General features: G+C 34.7%; 23 protein-coding genes. 13 read left to right on the top strand and 10 right to left on the bottom strand.

What is annotated here, in order from left to right; translation table 11 throughout:
* Positions 1–9 precede the first annotated feature (9 nt).
* Positions 10–825: a peptidylprolyl isomerase gene (locus KDE13_RS00640; RefSeq protein WP_212140332.1), complete on the bottom strand. Its 816-nt coding sequence runs from the start codon at positions 823–825 to the stop codon at positions 10–12.
* Between the two features lie 93 nt (positions 826–918).
* Here KDE13_RS00640 and nth point away from each other — a divergent pair, with 93 nt between their 5' ends.
* Positions 919–1,569: an endonuclease III gene (gene nth, locus KDE13_RS00645; RefSeq protein ID WP_212141877.1), complete on the top strand. Its 651-nt coding sequence runs from the start codon at positions 919–921 to the stop codon at positions 1,567–1,569.
* A gap of 343 nt (positions 1,570–1,912) precedes the next feature.
* Here nth and KDE13_RS00650 read toward each other — a convergent pair whose 3' ends face one another.
* The 4 genes from KDE13_RS00650 to KDE13_RS00665 are packed head-to-tail and all read right to left on the bottom strand — an operon-like array spanning position 1,913 to position 4,897.
* Complete coding sequence (locus KDE13_RS00650) at positions 1,913–3,202, bottom strand: M28 family peptidase (RefSeq protein WP_212142588.1); 1,290 nt, start codon at positions 3,200–3,202, stop codon at positions 1,913–1,915.
* 30 nt (positions 3,203–3,232) lie between these two features.
* On the bottom strand, positions 3,233–3,493 hold the full coding sequence (locus tag KDE13_RS00655) for a heavy-metal-associated domain-containing protein (protein WP_212140329.1): 261 nt from the start codon (positions 3,491–3,493) through the stop codon (positions 3,233–3,235).
* Positions 3,486–3,809: an aryl sulfotransferase gene (locus KDE13_RS00660; RefSeq protein ID WP_212140328.1), complete on the bottom strand. Its 324-nt coding sequence runs from the start codon at positions 3,807–3,809 to the stop codon at positions 3,486–3,488. The genes KDE13_RS00655 and KDE13_RS00660 overlap by 8 nt, the downstream gene beginning before the upstream one ends.
* A gap of 2 nt (positions 3,810–3,811) precedes the next feature.
* Entirely contained in the window at positions 3,812–4,897 is a 1,086-nt protein-coding gene (locus tag KDE13_RS00665) for a transglutaminase-like domain-containing protein (RefSeq protein WP_212140327.1), read from the bottom strand.
* 108 nt (positions 4,898–5,005) lie between these two features.
* Here KDE13_RS00665 and KDE13_RS00670 point away from each other — a divergent pair, with 108 nt between their 5' ends.
* From KDE13_RS00670 to KDE13_RS00690, 5 genes are all read left to right on the top strand, one after another.
* Complete coding sequence (locus KDE13_RS00670; RefSeq protein WP_212140326.1) at positions 5,006–5,173, top strand: hypothetical protein; 168 nt, start codon at positions 5,006–5,008, stop codon at positions 5,171–5,173.
* Positions 5,174–6,070, top strand: a complete 897-nt coding sequence (gene cmoB / locus KDE13_RS00675; protein WP_212140325.1) for a tRNA 5-methoxyuridine(34)/uridine 5-oxyacetic acid(34) synthase CmoB — start codon at positions 5,174–5,176, stop codon at positions 6,068–6,070.
* Between the two features lie 9 nt (positions 6,071–6,079).
* A complete protein-coding gene (locus tag KDE13_RS00680) occupies positions 6,080–6,607 on the top strand; it encodes a PaaI family thioesterase (RefSeq protein WP_212140324.1) in 528 nt (175 codons plus the stop codon).
* Positions 6,608–6,739: 132 nt separating this feature from the next.
* Positions 6,740–8,008: a major outer membrane protein gene (locus KDE13_RS00685; RefSeq protein WP_212142589.1), complete on the top strand. Its 1,269-nt coding sequence runs from the start codon at positions 6,740–6,742 to the stop codon at positions 8,006–8,008.
* 111 nt (positions 8,009–8,119) lie between these two features.
* Positions 8,120–9,337, top strand: a complete 1,218-nt coding sequence (locus KDE13_RS00690) for a major outer membrane protein (RefSeq protein WP_212142590.1) — start codon at positions 8,120–8,122, stop codon at positions 9,335–9,337.
* A 356-nt stretch (positions 9,338–9,693) separates the two neighbouring features.
* On the opposite strand, the gene KDE13_RS00695 is transcribed toward KDE13_RS00690, so the two are convergent.
* Positions 9,694–10,431 (bottom strand): MBL fold metallo-hydrolase, encoded by a 738-nt coding sequence (locus KDE13_RS00695; RefSeq protein WP_212142591.1) that lies wholly within the window; start codon positions 10,429–10,431, stop codon positions 9,694–9,696.
* A 118-nt stretch (positions 10,432–10,549) separates the two neighbouring features.
* Here KDE13_RS00695 and KDE13_RS00700 point away from each other — a divergent pair, with 118 nt between their 5' ends.
* From KDE13_RS00700 to KDE13_RS00725, 6 genes are read left to right on the top strand one after another with little or no spacing between them, the layout of a single operon-like run.
* Positions 10,550–11,329, top strand: coding sequence for an NAD+ synthase (locus tag KDE13_RS00700; protein ID WP_212140320.1), 780 nt, complete (start codon positions 10,550–10,552; stop codon positions 11,327–11,329).
* Positions 11,326–12,459 (top strand): DegT/DnrJ/EryC1/StrS family aminotransferase, encoded by a 1,134-nt coding sequence (locus tag KDE13_RS00705; protein ID WP_212142592.1) that lies wholly within the window; start codon positions 11,326–11,328, stop codon positions 12,457–12,459. The genes KDE13_RS00700 and KDE13_RS00705 overlap by 4 nt, the downstream gene beginning before the upstream one ends.
* Complete coding sequence (locus KDE13_RS00710; protein WP_229204320.1) at positions 12,440–13,357, top strand: tetraacyldisaccharide 4'-kinase; 918 nt, start codon at positions 12,440–12,442, stop codon at positions 13,355–13,357. The genes KDE13_RS00705 and KDE13_RS00710 overlap by 20 nt, the downstream gene beginning before the upstream one ends.
* Before the next feature lie 45 nt (positions 13,358–13,402).
* A complete protein-coding gene (thrC, locus tag KDE13_RS00715; RefSeq protein ID WP_212142593.1) occupies positions 13,403–14,866 on the top strand; it encodes a threonine synthase in 1,464 nt (487 codons plus the stop codon).
* On the top strand, positions 14,863–15,594 hold the full coding sequence (gene kdsB, locus KDE13_RS00720) for a 3-deoxy-manno-octulosonate cytidylyltransferase (protein ID WP_212142594.1): 732 nt from the start codon (positions 14,863–14,865) through the stop codon (positions 15,592–15,594). Before thrC ends, kdsB begins: the two co-directional genes overlap by 4 nt.
* A gap of 37 nt (positions 15,595–15,631) precedes the next feature.
* Positions 15,632–15,991 carry a nitrous oxide-stimulated promoter family protein gene (locus KDE13_RS00725; RefSeq protein WP_212140316.1) on the top strand — a complete coding sequence of 120 codons (360 nt, stop codon included), beginning with the start codon at positions 15,632–15,634 and terminating at the stop codon, positions 15,989–15,991.
* Positions 15,992–16,788: 797 nt separating this feature from the next.
* Here the strand turns inward: KDE13_RS00725 and dsbD are convergent.
* A complete protein-coding gene (dsbD, locus tag KDE13_RS00730; protein ID WP_212142595.1) occupies positions 16,789–18,519 on the bottom strand; it encodes a protein-disulfide reductase DsbD in 1,731 nt (576 codons plus the stop codon).
* A gap of 510 nt (positions 18,520–19,029) precedes the next feature.
* Here dsbD and ppk2 point away from each other — a divergent pair.
* Complete coding sequence (ppk2, locus tag KDE13_RS00735) at positions 19,030–19,839, top strand: polyphosphate kinase 2 (RefSeq protein ID WP_212140314.1); 810 nt, start codon at positions 19,030–19,032, stop codon at positions 19,837–19,839.
* 68 nt (positions 19,840–19,907) lie between these two features.
* Here ppk2 and dnaK read toward each other — a convergent pair whose 3' ends face one another.
* From dnaK to KDE13_RS00750, 3 genes are read right to left on the bottom strand one after another with little or no spacing between them, the layout of a single operon-like run.
* A complete protein-coding gene (gene dnaK / locus KDE13_RS00740) occupies positions 19,908–21,785 on the bottom strand; it encodes a molecular chaperone DnaK (protein WP_212142596.1) in 1,878 nt (625 codons plus the stop codon).
* Between the two features lie 27 nt (positions 21,786–21,812).
* A complete protein-coding gene (gene grpE / locus KDE13_RS00745) occupies positions 21,813–22,355 on the bottom strand; it encodes a nucleotide exchange factor GrpE (RefSeq protein WP_212140312.1) in 543 nt (180 codons plus the stop codon).
* Positions 22,352–23,146 carry an HrcA family transcriptional regulator gene (locus KDE13_RS00750; protein WP_212142597.1) on the bottom strand — a complete coding sequence of 265 codons (795 nt, stop codon included), beginning with the start codon at positions 23,144–23,146 and terminating at the stop codon, positions 22,352–22,354. Before KDE13_RS00750 ends, grpE begins: the two co-directional genes overlap by 4 nt.
* Positions 23,147–23,275: the final 129 nt, after the last annotated feature.

The raw sequence follows: 23,275 nt of genomic DNA on the forward strand, positions 1-23,275 counted from the left end.
TTTCAAATTTTATTTATATTCGATTTTTGCTTTTGTGCGAAGTGTATCACTTTTTTGTTTGATAGCACTTTGGAATTTTTCCATTTTCACAGCTTGATCGATCTGAGTTTTAACCTGATCAAATGGCACCACACCAGCAGCCTTAGAATCCTCTTTTAAGATAACGTGATAGCCAAATTGTGATTGCACTGGCTTAGTTGAAATACTACCTTTAGTCATTGAAAATACTGCGTCAGCAAAAGGTTTTACCATTTGACTTTGACCAAACCAACCTAGCTCACCCCCATTTGCGGCAGAACCCTTATCGATTGACTCTTTTTGAGCTATTTCAGCAAATTTCTTGCTTAGTGCATCACCTTTTAGCCCTTTTAGCTGTGCAATTATAGCATTTGCAGCCTTCTCATCACCAACTAAGATATGACTAGCCTTTGCACTCGCTGGTTGGTTAAATCTATCTTTATTCTTATTGTAAAAATCTTTTAATTCATTATCGCTTACTTTAATGCTGTCAAAAATTTTCTTCATATATAGATCAAGTGTAATACTCTCACGTGCCATATCTATAGCCTTAGAGTATTCAGCATCTTTTTCTACGCCACTAGCTTTTGCATCTTTTAACAAAAGTTTTCTATTTATAAGATCGTCAATAACACGCTTTTTCATATCAGGTTGAAGTTTGCTATAATCAAATCCAGGCATTGCAGCATTTAAAACCGTACTTACATCATTGTCTGTAATACTCTCACCATCGACATTTGCGACGATAGCGGCATTTAGGCTCATAGCAACAGCCAAACTCAAAACTGGAAATAAAATTTTTTTCATAAAAATCCTTTAAAAATTTAAATAGCAATCATTATACCAAAGATTACTGTTACTTTTTATTAAGTTTTATACTTTTTACGCTAAAATATACAAATGAGAAATAAAAAGGACATATTACAGATCAAAAATCGCCTTTTGTCTGCGTTTAAAGATGCTAAAAGTGAGCTTAAATTTCGCAACCATTATGAGCTTATTGTCTGCGTTATGCTAAGTGCTCAATGCACCGATAAACGTGTAAATTTGATAACTCCGGCTCTATTTGAAGCCTATCCGAATGTTAAAGCACTTGCAAATGCAAACTTAGCGAGCGTGAAAGCCCTTATAAACTCGTGTAGTTTTTTTAACAATAAGGCACAAAATTTAATAAAAATGGCAAAAAGCGTTATGATTGATCACAGTGGCGTTATTCCACTTGATGAAGATAAACTTAAGAATTTAGCAGGTGTAGGACAAAAGACCGCTCACGTCGTTATGCTTGAAGCAACTGGGGCAAATGTGATGGCTGTTGATACACATGTATTTCGTGTGGCACATAGATTAAATTTAAGTAATGCAAAGACACCAGAAGCAACAGAATCAGATCTAAGCTCAGCCTTTAAAACCGATCTTGGTAAGCTTCATCAAGCACTTGTGTTGTTTGGTCGCTATACCTGCAAAGCACAAAAGCCACTTTGCGAGAAATGCCTATTAAACGACCTTTGCAAGAGTAAAGATAAAAGATTAGATATTACTCTACCAAATTAAATTTATAAATTTTTATAGTAATAAACGATGGATAGAGTTACGCTCTACTTATTAGTCACGAGTAAAGCAAAAATCGCCCTATATTTTATTTTGTAATATTTTTAAAATCTTTACTCACTCAATAGTGAGTTATTTTTACAGCTTCATTTTTACTCGTGCCACAGCTTTAGCGATCAGATATAATCTTGCTAATAAATTTTAAAAAAGTTGGAGTATTAGTTTGAAGCATAAATTGATAAAGCAAGTATCTACGTAGCGAAATCAAAACCTTAAAAAGCATATAAAAACCACTCGCGTAGCATATTTTATAAAATATAGCAAAAATACAAGCTACAAAAGCAACTTATTGGTATTTTTTTAGTATGCTTCTTACAACCTCTTCTATTATCTTTACAGACTTCACATCACACCTTTCTCTTACTGAGTGCGGTGAGTAGATATTTGGACCAATAGAACACGCTTCCATATCTTTATGTTTATCACGCAATACACCACATTCAAGCCCAGCGTGTATTGCACTTAGCTTTGCAGTTGGGACAAATTTTTGCAACTCAGCTAGTATCGAGTATGCAAACTCATCAGGCTGTGGCTTCCAAGGCACAGAACGATCTTTTGTGCTAACACTAAATCCAAGTGCCTTTGCCATCTCACTTATTTCAAAATCCATCCTATCAAGTCCATCCCAGCTCATAGAACGTGCAAAAAACTCAAGCTCGGCACTCTTATCATAAAATTTTAAAAGTGATAAATTTACGCTATCATTTGGTATGCCAAGCTCAGCATTATAGCTCCTCACACCTTGTGAAAATGAATTGATTAGGGCTAAAATTTTATCGCCATTTTTTATAACATTTTCACTACCATCGATCTTTTTTACGCTCATATTTTCACACTCAAAAACTAACTCATTCTCACTCATCACAACAGCTTTAGCAGATGTTGGGATAGAGTTGCTTCGCTCACCGCCCTCAAAGCTAACGAGTTTGCACTCATTTTGTCGTAAAAATTTAGCTAAAACCTTTATCGCATTTGGTATGTCTTTATGTATCTCATTACCAGAGTGTCCGCCAGGCAGTCCGCTTACCACGATCTCATAAAGCTCTCCCTTGACAGTCTCACGCTCACCCACATCAATTTTAGCAAAGATATTTATACCACCAGCACAGCCAGTAACGACCTCACTGTCGTCCTCGCTATCTAAATTTAAAAGCTTTTTAGCCACTATATTACCATTAAAGCCATTTGCACCAATGAGACCGACCTCTTCATCATTTGTAAACAAGCACTCAATATTATCAAACTCAACGATCATCTGCATCATCAAAGCCACGCCTATGCCATTATCTGCACCCAAAGATGAGTTATTTGCTTTCATAAAGCCATCATCTCCGTATTCTATATGTATGTTTGGTGCATCGCCCATACAGACCATATCATAATGGCTTTGCAGACAAATTTTTGGCTGACCCTTTATAGCGTGTATGTTACCAACATCGTCAATACGAACATCACAGCCGTGTGAGCGTGCAAAGTCAGCTAAAAACTCACGCATCTGCTCTGTCTCATAGCTACAATGTGGTATCTCGCATAGCTTTTCAAATTTAGTTAAGACTTCACTTTTTAAAACACTCATTTTAACGCCTTTTATCTTTTTAATTTTAAACTATTTTTGTATCACACCAGGATACTGAATGTCTGCTATGGCTTTTAGTAATGCACTCTCGCTGACATCATCTCTTGCTACAACGACAGCGGTTTTAGTTTGCAAACTCACTTTTACGCTTATAACACCATCAACTTTCATAAGCTCTTTGCGAACAAGAGATGTACATAGTGGACAATGCATACTCTCTACAAATATATTTAAGCTTTTATCCGCAAATGCACTCATACAAAGCAGAATAATACATAAAATTTTACGCATAAAACCTCCCTAAAATTTCTGGATAAGCAAGTAAAATAACTATTAAAAAAGCTGACATTATATAGATTAGTATCCACTTTCTACGCCCTGATCCGACCACACAGCTCTTTGGATAAACAAGAACAAAAAAAGCAGAAAGAACAAACGAAATCACCGCTAAAACACTTAAAAATGTTCGGTATTCATACAAGCTATTCATCCAAGATAGAAACGAAAAAGATGTTCCAAAAAGTAAAAATAAAAGAGCTGGTAGACAGCACAATGTTGCTGCAAATGCACTAAAAAGTGCCGTCACTAGCCCAAAAACTCGCTTCAAATTTATGCTTTTATCTCAGTTGAGCTATATGAATAGCTAAACTCTTTAGGTGCATAATAGTTTTGCGTATTGCCGTCTACCTCAGCGTATGGGTAGCCAAAGTTATTTATCGGTGATTGCTCTGGTTCTGGCTTTAACACAAAGTCTCTTGCATAATTAAACCCTATCCAGCACATCTCCCAGTTACCAAATAAATACTCTCTAAGTGCTACTATTTTTGCATCGTTATTTGTTAGCTTTTCACCCAAACGAACCTTCGCCACATCTGCAGGATCAACCGGTATCCAACCATATCCTTTTAGGTAAAACTCTGCCCTGCAGTGCTGTCCGCCTGAAATAGACGCTACGCCATCAACTGCCTTACCCATCTCGTTTGAAAATCTTGACTGCCCAACACGTATACCAAATACCTCACGTGCTGGTATGCCAACAGCTCTACAAAGTCCCACAAATACAGAGTTTATATCGGTGCACTTACCGCTTAGTTTACCACTTTCTAATATAGCCTTAACGTCGCCAAGACCACAACCAATCACGCTATTATCACGCTCCATAGTGTTTGCCACCCATGTATAAATAGCCTTTGCTTTTTCCAAATCGCCCTTTAAGCCACCAACTATCTCTAAAGCTTTTTGACGTACAATGCCGTCAGTTTGGATATGTATTGAAGGCTTAACAAATTTCGCTATATACGGCTCAAGCTTCTCATTTGGATTAAAATTTACTCTACTAAAGTCGGTGTTTCGCTCTTGAGTTTGAACACGAAAAGTTACATTTAATCTAGCGTTTTGCTCATCTTCGTCAAACTGAGCAAATAATGTAGGGATCTGCGTATCTGATATAAACACATCTTTTGCATTTGTGTTTATCGCATAATCTTTTGTAAGGTGTTGATATTCGGTGTTTAGTATAAGTGGTAGCCAAATTTTAGCGACTTTACCTTTTTCAAGTAGATGATGATTTAAGCTTACATCAAAGCTTCTACTTTTAGCCCATAAATTTGTCTCGCTAGTAGCTAAAACAACGCTTGGAGCAACACTCATCGCACCTAAAATCCCACTAAATTTAAAAAAATCTCTTCTTTGCATAAAAATACCTTAAATTAATCTAGCTAAACCTTAGCTCTTTGGATATAATTTTACTCAATCAAATATAAATTTTGGCTTTTTGAGTTAAAATATGCTAAAATCGGCGTTATGAAAAATGTCATCATCTTAACACTTATACCACTATTTTTTAGCGGTTGTCTTTTTTTAAACGAACGAGGTGTCTCTACGCATTACTATAATGACTGCAAAGAGTATTACGATGCAACAGGGACGTATCAAAAAGAGTGTCCGCATAATGTCATTGACTGGAAATAAATGAACCTGCAAAATTTAAAAGACGAGCGACTTTCGCGACTAAAAAATGGCTTAAATTTAGAGATTTTAACTGCCATAGATGCACTAAAGCCTTACGAGTGCGAGTGCGAATTTAACGATACTATCGCTATTAAATTTAAAAGCTTAAACCAGAGTGAAAAAGAGCAAATTTATAGCATTGCAAAGCTACTTAAACCATGGCGAAAAGGTCCTTTTATACTTGATGAAATTTTCATCGATACAGAGTGGAGAAGCTTTATAAAATTTAATCTTTTAAAACCGCATTTAAACCTAAATGGCAAAAGCGTAGCGGATGTGGGATGCAATAACGGTTATTATATGTTTAGAATGCTCGGACTTGGTGCTAAAGAGATAGTAGGCTTTGATCCGAGTTTACATACTCTTTTACAATTTAAATTTATAAACCATTTCGTGCGTTCAAATATCATCTATGAGCCACTTGGTGTAGAGCATTTGCCACACTACGGACGTAAATTTGACACTATTTTCTGCCTTGGCGTGATCTATCATAGAAGCGATCCTATTAAAATGCTAAAAGAGTTAAAAGGTGCGTTAAACACAAATGGAGAGGTCTTTTTAGACACGATGTATATAGATATGGATGGCGAGTTTGCTCTAACACCAAAAAACACCTACTCAAAGATACCAAATATCTACTTTGTCCCAACCATAAAAGCACTGCAAAACTGGTGCGAAAGGGCCAAATTTAAAGAGTTTGAGATCTTAGCGACAAAAGACACTGACGCAGATGAGCAACGAAAGACTGAGTGGATAGATGGACAAAGTTTAGAAAATTTTCTCGATCCAAATGATGCGAGTCGCACGATAGAAGGCTATCCAGCACCAAAACGCGTCTATGTAAAAATTAAAATTTAAGGATAAAAAATGGCTGATGAAAATATCTACGAAGATAACGAAGACTCAAATGTTATTTTACCAGAGGACGAAAACCCGCTCCGTAACGAGATAAAAACATCAACTACTATAAAGATAAATCTAAGTGGAACTGCAACCTTACTCGAGCTAAATCACGCTAAAACACGCTTTTATACTATCGCCGATATGGTCTCAGATAGCGAAGGACTAGTGCATAGTGGGTTTGTGTATTCAGCGGCAAACTACGCAGCTCTTTTGGCGATAAATGAAGAGTTTTGTGTAACAATAAGCTCAAGGATAAATTTTTTTGCTCCTGTTAAGCTTGGCGATATAGTTGATTTTGATGCTACAGCACGTTTTGAAGAGAGCAGAAAACGTGAGGTGCGTGTTGTAGGAAAGTGCAAGGACATTAAAATTTTTGAAGGTATTTTTCAACTTGTAGTGCTTGATGAACATATATTTTTCGCTCAACAAAAAAATATCCAAAGAGAGGCTACTATAAGACGTGCTAAAGAGAGTGAAAAACAAAATAAATAGAATTTGAATTCTTAATTCAATCTTTTTATTTTAAAATAATAAAAATATTTAATACTCTTAGTAAAATTTAAGCAAAATTATTATTTTATATGTTAATATTTCATTAAATATCTCATTTAAAAGGAGTATCTAATGAAATTGACTAGATTAAGTTTGGTAGCTATAGCTACTTTATTTTGTAATAGCTTAGGTGTCGCAAACGCAACACCGCTTGAAGAAGCTATAAAAAACGTCGATGTATCAGGATACGCAAGATACAGATACACAAACAACAACATAGACGACAAAGGAAACAAATCCACAAGTGCCGATCATAGGCTAAAATTTGTTATAGATTTTAAAGCCGCCATAGATGATAACTTTTTTGGTGTTGTTGGCTTATTATATGATACAAGAGATGATTCAGGAAGCAAGAATGCAGCTACAGACAAATCCTACACTGAAAATAGCTTTAGCTTAAAGAAAATTTATCTAGGATATTCCATAGGCAACACCACCATCACAGCTGGTAGGCAAAATATAGGAACATATTTTGAGTCTATTTTATCTGGAGTAGGCATAAAGATAATAAACAAAGATATCAAAAATATAACTTTGATAGCTGCAGCCTTTGACGCTTTGGATAAATTTGATAGCGGAGTAAATGGTGGCAGTAACAGAGCTACGACTCAATACGATGGTGCGTTGCTACCATATCTGCAAAACAAACATGGTATATCTGGCAACTTCTACACTATAGGAGTAATGGGAAATTTTAATCCAGTAATATTTAAAGCATGGTATGCAAATTTTAAAGATGTAGGTGAGCTATATGCTGCGGATATGGCCTTAAATTTTGATATTAACAATATAAAATTAGACCTACAAGGTCAATATGTCCATAACGAAGCAGACTACTATGAGTTTAATAATGCTGACTTTTACGCTTTTAAAGCCGGCGTAGACGCATTTGGGCTAAAAGTAAATGCTGGATATTTAAATTTTGAAGTAGATGATTCAGAAAATGGCAAAGTAGGCAAGTCATTTTTGACTATAGAAGGCAATGGCAAACTTATAAATTCTACTAAAATTTTAAATAGTGCTATGAGTGCTGGTTCTGGAGCTACAAACAAAGGAGAGTCCCACTACTACAACACCATAAAAGGAGAAAATGAATTTTGGTTTATCAATGCAAAATATACGTTTAATAAATTTAGTATAGGTGCAGGATATACCGATGGCGAAGGTTATAGTTACCAACTAGCACGTAAAGCTGATAGGAGCGAGTGGTATGGGCAGTTTGATTATAAATATAGCAAAAAGTTAAATTTAACAGCTTGGTATGCATCGGCTAAAGATGAAAAAGACTATAAAGAGGTTAAACACGATCGATTTAGATTTGAGGCAAAATATACATTTTAAATCAATTTTAATATATAATTAGATATTTTTAAATTTTATATAAATTTTAAGCTATAAAAATTTATTTATATGTTACAATTACGATTGCAATATTCCAAAAAAGGAGTTCTTATGAGATTAGCTAAATTAAGTTTGGCGACTATAGTCGCTTTAGGTGCATTTTCAAGTATTGCGTGTGCTACACCACTTGAAGAAGCTATAAAAAATGTAGATGTATCAGGATATGCTAGATATCGATATACAAATGATACAAATGAAGACAAAAATGTTAAAGACACTAAAGCAGATCACAGATTTAGAGTGGTAGCAACATTTAAAGCCGCAATAGACGATAACTTCTTTGGTGTTTTAGGTCTTAGATATGATGCCAGAGATGGATCAGGCAGTAGAGAAAAAGGTACAGATCTAACCGATACCACAGGCACATTTGGCGTTTGGGAAGCTTATGTAGGCTACTCTATAGGCAATACCACTATCACAGCTGGTAAGCAACTTATCAAAACATACTTTGATGATGGCGATATCTCAGGCACTGGTATTAAGATCATGAATAAAGACATAGAGGGCTTAACTCTAACAGCAGCTGCATTTGACGCTATCTCTAACTACACTTTTGAAAACGACGGTCCATTACTAAAAGATATAAAAGCAGATAATTTTGATGCAAATGGAAATCTTTATCTAGTCGGTGCAATGGGGACATATGATCCAGTTGCTTTTAGTGTATGGTATGCGAATTTAACTGATGTTGCTGCTATATATGCCGGTGATATAGCTTTAAATTTTAATATAAATGATATAAAGCTAAGCCTAAAAGGTCAATACGCTCATAATGAAGCAGACCACAAAGACTACACAGATGGCGACTTTTATGGAGTCCAAGCTGGCGTAGGTGCATTTGGCGTTAAATTTAATGCTGGTTATATAAACTATTCAGCTGACGACAAAGATGTCAATACAGTTGGCAAATCTTTTGTATCTCTTGATGCTAACGGCAAATTCATAAATCCAAGTAAAATTTTACAAGGTGTTATGAGTGGTAGCAAGAACTACTACAATAATATTATAGATGATAATGAGTTCTGGTTTGTCAATGCATCTTACACTTATGACAAATACAGCATAGGTGCAGGATATACCGATGGTGAAGGCTACAGTCATAAACTATCTGTCGTAGAAGCTGATAGAAGCGAATGGTATGCCCAACTAGGTTATAAGCATAGCAAAAAACTTAACTTCACAACTTGGTATGCATCAGCTAAAGATGAAAAAGGCGGTAAAGAATTTACACAAGATCGTGTAAGATTTGAAGCTAGATACAACTTCTAATCTCACAAACTGCATAGTCCATTAAAAATTTATGGATTAAAAAAGGGGCTGGAGAACTAGCCCCTTAATCTCTCACTTTAAAATTAAGTATTTAAACTTATCTTAAAAACAATTAGCCCAAATGTCAAACCGACATAAAAGTACTCTAAAATACACTACATAACTACACAGATAAGAGCTTTTTATGTCAAGAATGCCAAATATCAAGGCATTTGTAACCACTTAAAATAAAATTATCACGATAAATGACACTGATATTTAAATTAAAAAATATTGCCATAAATTTGTTATAAATCATTTTATTTTAATGATTAAAATAAAATGAGATTTTATAAAAATCGCGTAATAATTTATCTCTAACTTCTATAAATATACTCTATCCACATATCTAAATTTGCCTGTTCTGCCTTTAGCGTGGTGGCATCGCCATGTCCTGGATAGACAGCAAAATCGCCATTTATACCTTTGCATTTTTGCAAACTTTTAATCATATCAAATTTATTAGAATATGGAAAGTCCCAGCGTCCAATACTACCACGGAATAAAAAATCTCCGCTAAATATAACGCTTTTACTTACCCTATTCTTACTCACATCATCCTTAATATCACTACCTATACTATTTGTGTCATACTCATTTATATTATTTTCAAGAGTGAAACTCTCATATAAATTTTCACTTCCATTTTTTTCATTCATGCCCTGCGACACCTGCACCATACAACATCCCGGAGTATGTCCGGGTAAGTGATAAAATCTTATAAAAATGTCATTAAAATGGATAAAATTTTCATCACTTACAAGCACATCTGGACTAAAACACTCATATCCATAGTCAAAGACATCATCAAGTGCCATAAATATGTCATTTTTATGTATATAAATAGGTATTTTTAGCTCTCTTTTGATAGTTGCAACATCATAAATATGATCAAAATGTCCGTGAGTACAAAGTATCGCTACAGCATCAGAAGCGTTTAGTTTAACCCATTTGCTTGCACCCTTTCCAGGATCTATAACAATACTAAAATCATCAAATTTAACTATATAACAGTTTGTGTCGTATTCTCCGAATGCTTTTACTAAAATTTCCATTTTTGCACTTTTAATTAAATTTTTTAAGATTTTACAACATTTTTGTTAAATTTAAAAAAGAATTTAATAAAAAATGTGTATAATCGTATTAATATAGCAAATAGTGGTTTGTAGGTTTATGAAAGATTATGCAAAGATACAACATGTTCTAGTAACATTTATAAAAAACTATGTCCTAGAAGCTGGTGTTAAAAATTTGGTTTTAGGCATAAGTGGTGGGCTTGATTCTGCTGTGGTCGCGACACTTTGCACACAAGCATTACCATCACATACTTATGCACTTATAATGCCAACTAACAGCTCAAATCCTAAAAATCTAAACGACGCTATAGCTTTATGCGAAAAACTAAATATAAAATTTAAAATTATAGATATACAAAGTATCTTAAATTCTTACGAAGTTGTCATTGGTGAAACGCTAAGCAACCTACGCAAAGGCAACTTAAGTGCTAGGATACGTATGAGTTTACTCTATGATTATTCTGCTGCAAACGACGCCTTAGTCGTTGGCACAAGCAATAAAAGTGAGCTTATGCTCGGATATGGTACGATATTTGGCGATCTAGCAAGTGCGATAAACCCTATCGGCGAGATATATAAAAGTGATATATTTGAGTTTGCCAGATATTTAGGCGTAGATGAAAGCATAATAAATAAAGCCCCAAGTGCCGATCTATGGGATGGACAAAGTGATGAGGCTGACATCGGATATAGTTATGGCGTGATAGATGAGATATTAAAATTTATAGACGATGATGGAAATTTAGTAAAAAAATTGGATAAAAATTTAGACAAGAAAGCAGTTGATAAAATTTTAAATATGGTGAAAAGTAATAAATTTAAACGCACAATGCCACTGATAGCAAAAATAAATAATGACATAAAGGATCAAAAATGAGAGAAATATCGTTTTATAAGCCTAGTGTTTCAGAACGCGAAAGTGAGCTGATAAACGAAGTATTGCACACTCAAGACACAACTAATATAATAGATAAATTTGATAATTATCTAAAACAATACTTCGGTGCAAAGCACGTTATCGTTACAAACAATGGTGCCTCTGCACATCACTTAGCACTAAGTGCTATGCAGATAAAACGTGGAGATAAGATCATATGCTCAGTAAATGCTTTCCCTAGCATCGCCCAAGCAATTCGCCATTTTGACGCAGAACCGATATTTGTCGATATAAACGAAGATGATTTTAACATAAGTCCAGAAGCCTTAGAAAAGACGTTAAAAGATTATCATCACAAGAAGTTAAAATGCGTATTTGTCAGCCATATAGCAGGTCAAAGTGCTCAGATAGATGAGATAAACAAGATCGCTAAAAAATATGATATAAAAGTTTTAGATGATGTCAATCGTGCAATTGGTTTAACATACAATGGAAAAAAGATCGGCAATAATGAGTATTTTCTATCCTGCTTTCAAATAAATACACAAGTGCAACACCCTATATCAACATCTGGATTTTTCACGACAAATGATGATGAGATCGCAAAACAAGCAAAGCTCCTTCGCAACTACGCTTTGATAGACGGCATCGATAAATACGGTAACCTTGGTTATATATATGATGTTATAGATATTGGTTTAAAATATGATATAAGCTCGCTAAACGCCGCTTATTCGTTAGCTCAACTTGAAAAAAATGATAAATTTATAGCACGAAGATGCGAAATAGCAGCGATATATAATAGCGAACTTGCAGAGTGTAAAAATATCACTACACCTATCAAAAAACGCGATCACACTTACGCTCAATACATCATAAAAATAAATAAAAATCGCGATGGATTTGCTCGTGAACTTTTGGAGCGTGGCATACACACATCACTTCATTATATACCGATCCATCTGTTAAGCTATTATAAAAATAAATATTCACTAAAAGTAAATGACTTTCCAAATGCACTCAAAACATATCAGCAAATTTTATCATTACCGATTTACAACGAGCTAAAAGATGAAGAGGTGTATTATATCTGCGATATGGTAAAAGATATTGCAAGATCTCGCGTCTAATGCCTATAAATGGGTGGAGAGCTATATCTATCACCCCACTCTCACACAAAAATTTATAGCATTTTTACTTCTTCCGCTTAGTTTTATCTATGCATTTTTCATTTGGTGTAAAAAGCTTATAAGTCGTCAAAAAGACTTTAATATAAAAATTTTAAGCATAGGCAACCTAAGTCTTGGCGGAAGTGGTAAAACGCCCCTTTGTATCGCGATCGCAAATGAATTTAGCGGTGGTTTTATCGTGCTTCGTGGCTATAAAAGAGCTTCAAAAGGACTAGTTATAGTTTGTCAAAATGGTAAAATTTTAACTGATGTTGATGTGAGCGGTGACGAAGCTATGGAGTATGCAAAGGGTGTTAAAAATGCAAATGTCATCGTGAGCGAAAACCGCGACATAGCCATACGAAAGGCAAAAGAACTAGGAGCAAGATATGTATTACTTGATGATGGATTTGGCAAATTTCATATAAAAAAATTTAATATCTTGCTACGTCCCTACCCTGCTCCGACGTTTAACTTTGCTATACCAAGTGGCGGATATCGTTATCCCATTAGCTTTTATAAATTTGCTGATTTTATAGCAGAAAATGGGGTTGATTTTTTTCGACAAAGTGAAATTTTAGATCCTACGCCAAAAATGGTGCTAGTAACTGCCATAGCCAATCCTACGCGTTTAAAGCCATTTTTTAGACAAACTTGTGGGCAGATATTTTTTCCTGATCATTATAGATTTAATAAAGCAGAATTAGAGCAAATTTTAAAAACATACAACGCAACTTCGCTACTTATGACACAAAAAGACTATGTAAAAGTGGAGCATTTTAAGTTGCCTATTTCGCTCATTACGCTAAAAACTACTCTAAGCGATAATCTAAAAAACGCGATACAATCTCAAATTTAGCCTATTTTAGCTATAATCAACGCAAATTTAAACGAAAGGACACAAATGAAACTAGTCCAAACGAGGGCCAACGAAAATGAAAAGCTACAAAAAGTAGAGCTAAGTACTGCACTTTTAAGCCCTAGTAGCAACCACGGTGGACTTTACGCACCCACAAAACTGCCTCATATAAGTGATAAAATGTGGAAAAAATTTAGACATCTTAGTTACGCCAAACTCGCACTTAATATCATTAAACTATTTAAATTTGATATAAAAGATAGTGTTTTTAAATGTGCGATAAAACGCTATAAAGGCTTTGATCTGCCAAATACGCCAGTGCAGTTTAAAAAGATAGATAAAAATTTATACATAAATGAGCTTTATCATGGACCAACTCGTGCGTTTAAAGATATGGCACTTCAGCCTTTTGGTGAAATTTTAAATGAACTCGCCACACAAAAAAAAGAAAAATACTTAATAATGTGTGCTACTAGTGGTGACACTGGACCAGCTACTCTAAAAACATTTGCAGGATATAAAAACACGCAAGTTGTTTGCCTATATCCAGCAGATGGCACAAGTGAGGTACAAAGGTTACAAATGGTAACAATGCAAGGCGAAAATTTAAAAGTCTTTGGCATAAAGGGTAATTTTGATGATGCACAACATGCCTTAAAAACATTACTTAAAAGTGAAAATTTTAAGAACGAGATAAATAAAAATGGATTAAAACTAAGTGCAGCAAACTCTGTAAATTTCGGTCGCATACTGTTTCAAATCATCTATCACGCCTACGCTTATACGAATTTACTTAAATTTAAAAAGTTAAAAATGAACGAAAGCTTTGACGTGATAGTACCAAGTGGGAATTTTGGTAACGCTTTGGGGGCATACTACGCCAAGAAAATGGGTGCAAATATCAACAAGATAAAAATCGTCTCAAACGCAAACAATATTCTTACCGAATTTTTCACAACTGGCGTATACGACTTACGCGATAAAAGCCTTGTAAATACGATAAGCCCAGCGATGGATATATTAATTAGTTCAAACATTGAGAGATTACTCTTTGATAAATTTGGTGCGGTGCGGACTAAAGAGCTAATGGATGATTTGACAAATAAGAGAGTATATAAACTTACAAACGATGAGCTAAATTCGTTAAAATCGGACTTTGAAGCAGACTTTTGTACTGACAAAGAGTGTGAAAAATTTATAAAAAAATGGGCAAAAAGAGGCGTTGCTATAGATCCTCACACAGCGACTTGCTTTAAAATGATGGATAAAAAACGCATAAGCGTCATCACTTCTACCGCTCACTGGGTAAAATTTACACCAAGTATGTTAAAAGCATGCAAGATAAAAAATAGTGGCGATGAAAAAGCTGGACTTTTAAAAATGTCAAAACTTCTAAAAGATAGTGTGCCTAGCGAGATCTTAGAGCTATTTGACGCACCTATTTTACACCCTGATGTGATAGAGCAAAGTCAGATAGAAGATAAAATTTTAGAGTGGATAAAAAAATGATAATCATACCTGCACGTCTTGCTTCAACGAGATTTCCAAATAAAATTTTATGCGACATCGGCGGAGTGCCAATGTTTATAGCGACCGCTAAAAGAGTGAGTGACTGCGATGATGTATGTATAGCTGTTGATGATGAAGGTGTATTTAAAATAGCTCAAAAATATGGGCTAAAAGCAGTAATGACTGATAAAGATCATCAAAGTGGCACTGACCGCATAAATCAAGCTACACAAATTTTAGGGCTAAATGATAGCGAGATCATCATAAACGTTCAAGCCGATGAGCCATTTATTGAGCCTGAAAATATCGCTAAATTTAAAGAATTTTGCGAAAGTAGACGCGATAAGGCTTTTATGTTTTCGTGCTATAAAATGATAGATCAAAGTAGTGTTGATGATAAAAATTTAGTTAAAGTTGTAACTAATTTTGACGGATTTGCTCTGTATTTTTCACGCTCACGCATACCTTTTAACCGTTCAGAGTGTGACGCATACAAAGCACATCTTGGTATTTACGGATATAGTGTAGCAAACCTACGTGAGTTTTGCTCGCTTAAATCAAGCGATCTTGAAAACACAGAAAAGTTAGAACAACTAAGGGCATTACAAAACGGAAAATGTATCGCAATGCTGGAAATAAAAAGCGATAGCATAGGCATAGATAGCGAAGCCGATTATAAAATTGCATTAAAACGACTAAAATTAATAGAGACCGATAAAAATAGCTAAAATTTATTAAAGTAGTATTGATATATGAAGGCCAAAAATGACAACTGAAAAATTTATATACGAAGTTACGACTGTTACTAAGTTTATACAAATTTATTGCACTGATAAGCACAAGGATGAACCAAAGCACAAGTGTTGCGAGAATCTGAACTATGACACTGTGCCAAATGTCACAAAAACTGAATTTGAGCTGTGTCACGAGTGTGAGCAAATGTTACGCTATGCATACGCTAGGCTTCAAGCGTGTCCGCATATAAAAAAGCCTCGTTGCCACTGCTGTCCTCACCCTTGCTATGAGCTTGATATGTGGAAAAGAATGGCTAAGATGATGAAATATAGTGGCATGAAGCTTGGACTTAATAAGATAAAAAGACTATTTTTACGTAGTAGTGATTAGATTAGTAGCTAAAATTTATACTTTTTACTAAAGCTTGACTTAAAATTTTTAATTAAATTTTTAATAAAATATATAAACAGATATAAATTTAGCGATAAAAGCCTAAGAATATGGTTTAAAAGATATTTTACTTAAAATCAAACTAACAAATTTTATTTTACATTACTTTACAAAAGCTTTACACTTTTTCCACTATCTTTTACAACCTTTTAAAAGCCATTTAAACCAAGCCCTTTTCATATGTATAATTAATAATAACTCACTATACTTCATACTATAATTTATGATGAATAAGCGTTGTAATACTTAGCCCACTCACTCCCAGATAAAATTTAAAACTCTATCCAATTAATACTTCTACTAGGATTTATAAGCATGAGTGCAAGGCTATGGGAAATTTATAGGACTGATAAGGGATGTGAAGTTGATTTAAAAAAGATAGTTAGAAAGTGGTTAAAATGAGAGTGAAAAAATGATAAAGTTTTAATCGCTATCATTTTAAATGCAAGATACTCTCATTTTTGATGTGTGGATACAAAAAGCATAGAAATAGACCGATATTCAGATGTATTATATCAAACATAGACGATATGCGTAGCAAATTTAATAGTAGCATCAGATGTTGAAGTAACATTTACTATATACCGCAGTCAATCAAAGATAACGAGAGATAAGATAGCTTTATTGATTGTAGATAAGCTGTTGCTACGCCGAATGATAGTCCTTGCTTTAAAAAGATAAAAACTTAAAAAACAATAAAAGGAATTTTTATATATAATTAAAAATTCCAACGTAGATTAATCTAATATCTTTGATAATCTTTCTAAAAATTTATCCACTGAGATAAAACCTATAATACGTAAATTTCTTAGCTCATCCTTGCCTTTGAAAAACAAAAGTGCAGGAGGATCGATCAGTCCAAACTCACGTAACATAGCGTCATTATCAGCCCCACTTTTAGTAACATCAACTCTCACCAGCTCAAACTCCTTAAGCCTTTTAGCCACCGTACTATCTGCAAATGTAATACTTTCTATCTCTTTGCAACTCACACACCAATCTGCGTAAAAATCAACTAAAATAGGCTTATTTGTCTCCGCAATCACACTTTTTAGCTCGGTTAAGTTATGAACTGATTTAAAATTTAGCTCATTTTGTACTAAATTTTGTGATACTTTTAAATCTGAAAGCGGTAAAAATGGATCTTTTGCACCTAAAAACCCACCAACAATAAGTAAAACCGAGTAGATAAAGACTAAAATAGCAACTGATTTTTTAAATTTGACCCAGCCACTCAAAGCAGTATCAAATGCACCAAAATAAACTGCCATAAACACACCTATAACGCCGTATCCAACAAGTTCAAACATCACGCCAAACACGCGAGCAAGTAGCCATAATGCCATAATGAGCATCAAAAATCCAAAGAAATTTTTCACGCTATCCATCCACCCTCCTGGACGTGGCAGAATTTTACTAGATGTTGCACCAATAACTAGTAATGGCACTCCCATACCAACACCCATCACAAAGAGCATAATACCACCATATATAGCGTTGCCACTTTGTGAAATATAAAGCAATGCTCCAGCCAAAGGTGCTGCAACACATGGTGATACGATAAGTGCGGAAGCAAATCCCATTACAAAAACGCCGAGTAACCCTTGTGAGCTTTGCGTATTTTTATTTATCACATTTTCAAATTTAGATGGAAGCTTAATGTCATAAAATCCAAACATACTAAACGCAAGTGCGACAAAAATGATAGCAAAGGCACTCAAAACCCAGACATTTTGCAAGGCACCAGCTATACCAAAACCAAGCACACTAGCCATCACTCCAGCTATAGCATAAGCTAAACTCATACCAAAAACGTAAATCAATGATAGTAAAAATCCGTGCTTTGCACTCATGTTTTCACCACTTTTTGATACAATGATGCCTGAAAGTATCGGTATCACTGGAAATACGCAAGGCGTAAATGCCAAAAGTAACCCATAACCCAAAAATGTAACGAGTGAAATGATAAATGAACTATCCATAAGCTCAGCTGCGATACTTTGCTCCTCGTTTAGACTATCATCATTCTCGTTTTTATCGCTTTTTAGCTCTTTTATGCTAAATTTATCCGCATTTTTAGCAATATGATAAATTTTTTCTTGTGGACGATAGCAAATGCCATTTTTCGCACAACCTTGATAACTAATCTCAAGTTTTGTAGCGTTATTTTGCAAATTTTTCTCTACCAAACTAAACGGCACAAATAGCGAAAAATCCTGCGGAATTATATTGTATTCGCCACTTATTTGAGTTTGAGGCATATTTAAAATTTGATTTATCTTTTCGCCACCTATCTTAATCTCAAATGTATCATTATAAATGTAAATATCTTGTGCAAATTTAAATTTTATCTCAAAATTTTGACTATTTGTAGTTGTGCTGATCATAAAAGCCTTGCTAACATCAAGCACTTCTGCAAACATACTCATACAAAAAAAGAGTATCGAAATAACAAATTTATTAACCATTTTTTTCCTTTATCTTTTTTAATTTTAGTCAATTTTATTAAATTTTTGTAAAATTTGTATAAAATTCCCAACTAAAATATAAATAAAACTATTAGATTGTCTTTATCCCTAAAATACAGACTTTTTAATGAGTATGACATTTTTCGCAAGATAAAGATTTCTTGGCACTTTAAAGACAACTTTAAGATACAGAAAATATCTTAGTAGCAGTTAGAAAGGATTATGTAACGATGATTAAGAAGCATGAAAATCTTTATAAATAATATAATTGCAAATATATTATTTATAAATAAACAGAGTAAAAACTAGATCAAATTTATCACATCACAATCAAAATAACTTAATCACTTAATACCTTTTCAAGTTACACAAACGAGCTTAACATTAGTCGTGGTAAATTTGGCGAGGATAATTTAGTAGCGATTTGGTGGTGGTAGTGGATATTAAATTTAAATAAATTTTATCTGAAATTTAATAAAATAATAAAAACCAATCCTTAAAGGAGTGCAGATGTCTAAAAATCATGGTAAAGAGCATAAGCTAGACTACGAACACGAGCTTAGAAAGCTTCAGATTGAACTTTTGAAATTTCAAAATCACGTAAAGGAGCAAGGTCTTAGAGTACTTATAATAATGGAAGGGCGTGATGCAGCTGGCAAGGGTGGTAGCATAAAACGGCTTGTAGAGCATCTAAATCCACGTGGATGTCGCATAGTTGCACTTGAAAAGCCTAGCGATGTTGAGCGGTCGCAGTGGTATTTCCAGCGTTATGTCGCACACCTACCAAGTGCTGGGGAGATCGTTATCTTTGATAGGAGCTGGTATAATAGGGCTGGGGTTGAGCCTGTAATGGGATTTTGTACACAAGAAGAGCATAAAGAGTTTTTGCGTGAAGTGCCTAAATTTGAAGAGATGATAAAAAACTCTGGCATAATTTTCTTTAAATTTTATCTCTCCGTCTCAAAAGAAGAGCAGAAAAAACGCTTTAAGGAGCGTCTAACCGATCCTTTAAAGCAATTTAAAATCTCACCAGTAGATCTAAAATCACAAGAGCTTTGGGATCAATACACTATAGCAAAATACTCAATGTTACTAGCTTCAAATACACCATCTTGCCCTTGGGTAATCATTGAGTCAAATAATAAAAAACAAGCCAGGATAAATATATTTAGGCATATTTTGTCAAATGTTGAATATCGTAAAAAGATAGACAAGGATAATTTTATGTGCGACAAAGATATCGTGCGAAGTGGCGAAGAGGAGATAAAGCTAATGGAGGCAAATCTCAAAAATGAAAAACTCTCAAAGATGAATGGATAATTTAAAAACGTATATTTAGTTTAAAATATAAATTTATAAAGAGAGCCAAACGGCTCTCAATTTTGGTCTTACTCTACTTCTGCATCTATGACGTCATCATCTTTTTTAGACTTACCACTCTGTTCGCCACCTTGTGCATCATCCTTTTTATACATAGCTTCAGCTAGTTTATGACTTGCAGAGCTTAAAGCTGCAACTTTAGCATCTATTTGCTCTTTTGTAGCACCCTCATCTTTTAGCGTCTCTTTTAGATCATTTAGTGCTGCCTCTATGTTAGCACGATCATCGGCTGGTACTTTCTCACCAAGCTCATTCATGCTCTTTTCGGTCTGATGAACGAGAGCATCTGCACTATTCCTAGCTTCAACTGCCTCTTTACGTTTTTTATCATCCTCTTTATGTAACTCAGCATCTTTTACCATATTGTTTATCTCATCATCGCTTAGACCACTTGAACCTGAGATTGTGATATTTTGGGCTTTACCAGTTGCTTTATCCTTGGCTGAGACGGTTAAGATTCCATTTGCATCAATGTCAAACTCAACCTCTATCTGAGGCACACCACGAGGTGCAGCAGGGATACCCTCTAAGTTAAACTGACCTAAAGATTTATTGTCCCTTGCAAACTCTCGTTCACCCTGCAATACGTGGATAGTTACGGCATTTTGATTATCTTCGGCAGTTGAAAATACCTGATTTTTCTTAACAGGTATAGTCGTGCCTTTTTCTATTATCTTTGTCATAACACCACCAAGTGTCTCAATGCCAAGTGAAAGTGGAGTAACATCAAGCAACAAGACATCTTTAACATCACCTTTTATAACCGCACCTTGTATCGCAGCACCGATAGCTACGACCTCATCAGGATTTACTGATTTATTTAGCTCTTTACCAAATGCTTTTTTTACCTCTTCTTGCACAAGCGGCACACGAGTAGAGCCACCCACCATAACGATCTCTTTGACATCATCCTTACTTAGTCCAGCCTCTTTTACAACCTCATTTATCTTAGTGATAGTTTCAGCTACAAGACCATCTATCATACCTTCAAATTTAGCACGAGTTAGCGTCTTAACGAGGTGCTTTGGACCTGTTGCGTCAGCTGTGATAAATGGCAGATTTATACTTGTCTCTTGAGCCGAGCTTAGCTCTTTTTTGGCATTTTCAGCAGCCTCTTTTAGGCGTTGAGATGCCATAACATCTTTTTTAAGATCTATGCCAGTCTCGATTTTAAACTCATTTGCAAGCCAGTCAATAACAAGGTTATCGAAATCATCGCCACCTAAAAATGCATTACCACCAGTTGAAAGTACCTCCACTACGCTATCGCCAGTTTCAAGCACAGTAACATCAAATGTTCCGCCACCTAAGTCATAGACTAAAATTTTCTCAGCCTCTTTTTTATCAAGACCATAAGCCAAAGCTGCAGCAGTAGGCTCATTAATAATACGAAGCACATTTAACCCAGCGATCGTTCCAGCCTCTTTTGTTGCCTTTCTTTGGCTATCATTAAAATACGCAGGAACAGTTATAACCGCGTCTAATACCTTCTCGCCCAAATACGCCTCAGCATCTTCTTTAAGTTTCATTAAAATTTTAGCTGAAATTTCTTGCGGAGTATATACCTTGCCAGCTATCTCAACTGCACATGCACCATTTCTATCCACCACGTGATACGGTAGACGAGCTTTTGCCTCTTGTGCATTTTTCTCATTGCTCATAAGACCCATTATACGCTTGATGGAATATATCGTCTTTTCTGGGTTAGTTACCGCTTGACGTTTTGCAACATCACCTACTAATACCTCACCTTTGTCAGTGAAAGCTACGACCGATGGCGTAGTATTTTTACCCTCTTTGTTTGGGATCACCTTGCTCTCACCACGTTCATAAACACTAACGCAAGAATTTGTTGTTCCTAGGTCTATACCTATTACTTTTGCCATTTTTTATCCTTTATTTTGATTTTAAATTTAGTTCGCTATCGTTACCATAGCTGGGCGTAAAACCCTGCCATTTATCATATAGCCCTTTTGCATAACCTGCACGATAGCACCACTATTGTGAGTATCGCTATCAACTCTCATCATTGCGTTATGCACATTTGGGTCAAACTCACAATCTGTGCTTATCTCGCTCATACCATGCTTTTCAAAACATTTTTTAAACTGATCTATAGCTATAAGCATACCCTCTTTGATCTTTTGAGCAAACTCATCATCGCTTGGATCAAAACTCGCACCAACTTCAAGTGCGTCTATAGCAGGTAAAAGATCACGAGCAAACCTCTCATTTGCATAGTTTGCAATATCTGCTTTTTCTTTTTCAAAACGCTTTTTTATGTTTTCAAACTCAGCATTTGCTCTATAATACTTATCTGTAAGCTCATTTAGCTGAGTTTCTAGCTCTGCAACCTTTGCCGCATCGCCACTAAGTGCATCAAAGCTTATGCTATCATTTGTCTGTGTGTCGCTATCTGTATTTTGTTGCAAATTCTCTTTTATCTCTTCGCTCACGCTGCCTCCTTTATTTTATTTATAAATTTTACATAATCAATATAAACGCTACCAGCACAGATCATAACGGCACTATCACCTTGAAAATTTATATCAAGTTTTAATCCCATAAATTCATCTTTAAATACTGGTGCAAATGTCAAACCATCATTCATCAAAGCAGCAAATGACGGTTCAAAAATCATCTTATAACGCTCATCGTCAAACATCTGAAATGCTAAAACTTCATTCTCTTGAAAATAAATTTTAGCTCGCTTTAGCTCCCTTATCTTACTTCTAAGTTCGCTTAAGCCAACTTGCGAACATACAACTTCAAGCTTGTTTAAACTAACACCTAATAAATTTTGCAAAAATTTTTCAACTCTAATGTCATATTTTAATACAATCTCATCTTGTTCAAAGCTAAGCACTAAAAACCTATCATTTAAATTTAAAATTTCTTCTAAATTTTGATCAAAATCGCCAAATATCATACAATAAAGCTCAAATTTATCACAAAGTAGCTTTAAATTTAGCGGATTATTTATATCTACGCTTATATCTTTGCCATAAAATATATCACTCCAGTAGCGTCTCATGGCATTTATAGTTGGAATGCGTCCACCACTAATGTGAAGCTGTGTGATTTCACCCTCATCAGAGAGTTTTTTGAAATAAACTCTTATCGTAGATGCAGGCATAGCAACATTCATCCGAGATCCAAGCTCGCTTGAGCCAATCGGTGTGTTATCGCTTAAATAAGCCTGTATGATAGAGTTTAACACTAAATCACGTTTATTTAACTTTTGCATTTTTAGCACTCTTTATTTTTAATTGCTAATGTAATTATACAATATTGAGTATAGTATTGTCAAGTCATATAGTTAAAAAAATTAATTTATATATATTTAGCCTTATATACTAAAGTTTTATGACTATAA

This window comes from Campylobacter anatolicus, assembly GCF_018145655.1.
Lineage (GTDB): Bacteria > Campylobacterota > Campylobacteria > Campylobacterales > Campylobacteraceae > Campylobacter_A > Campylobacter_A anatolicus.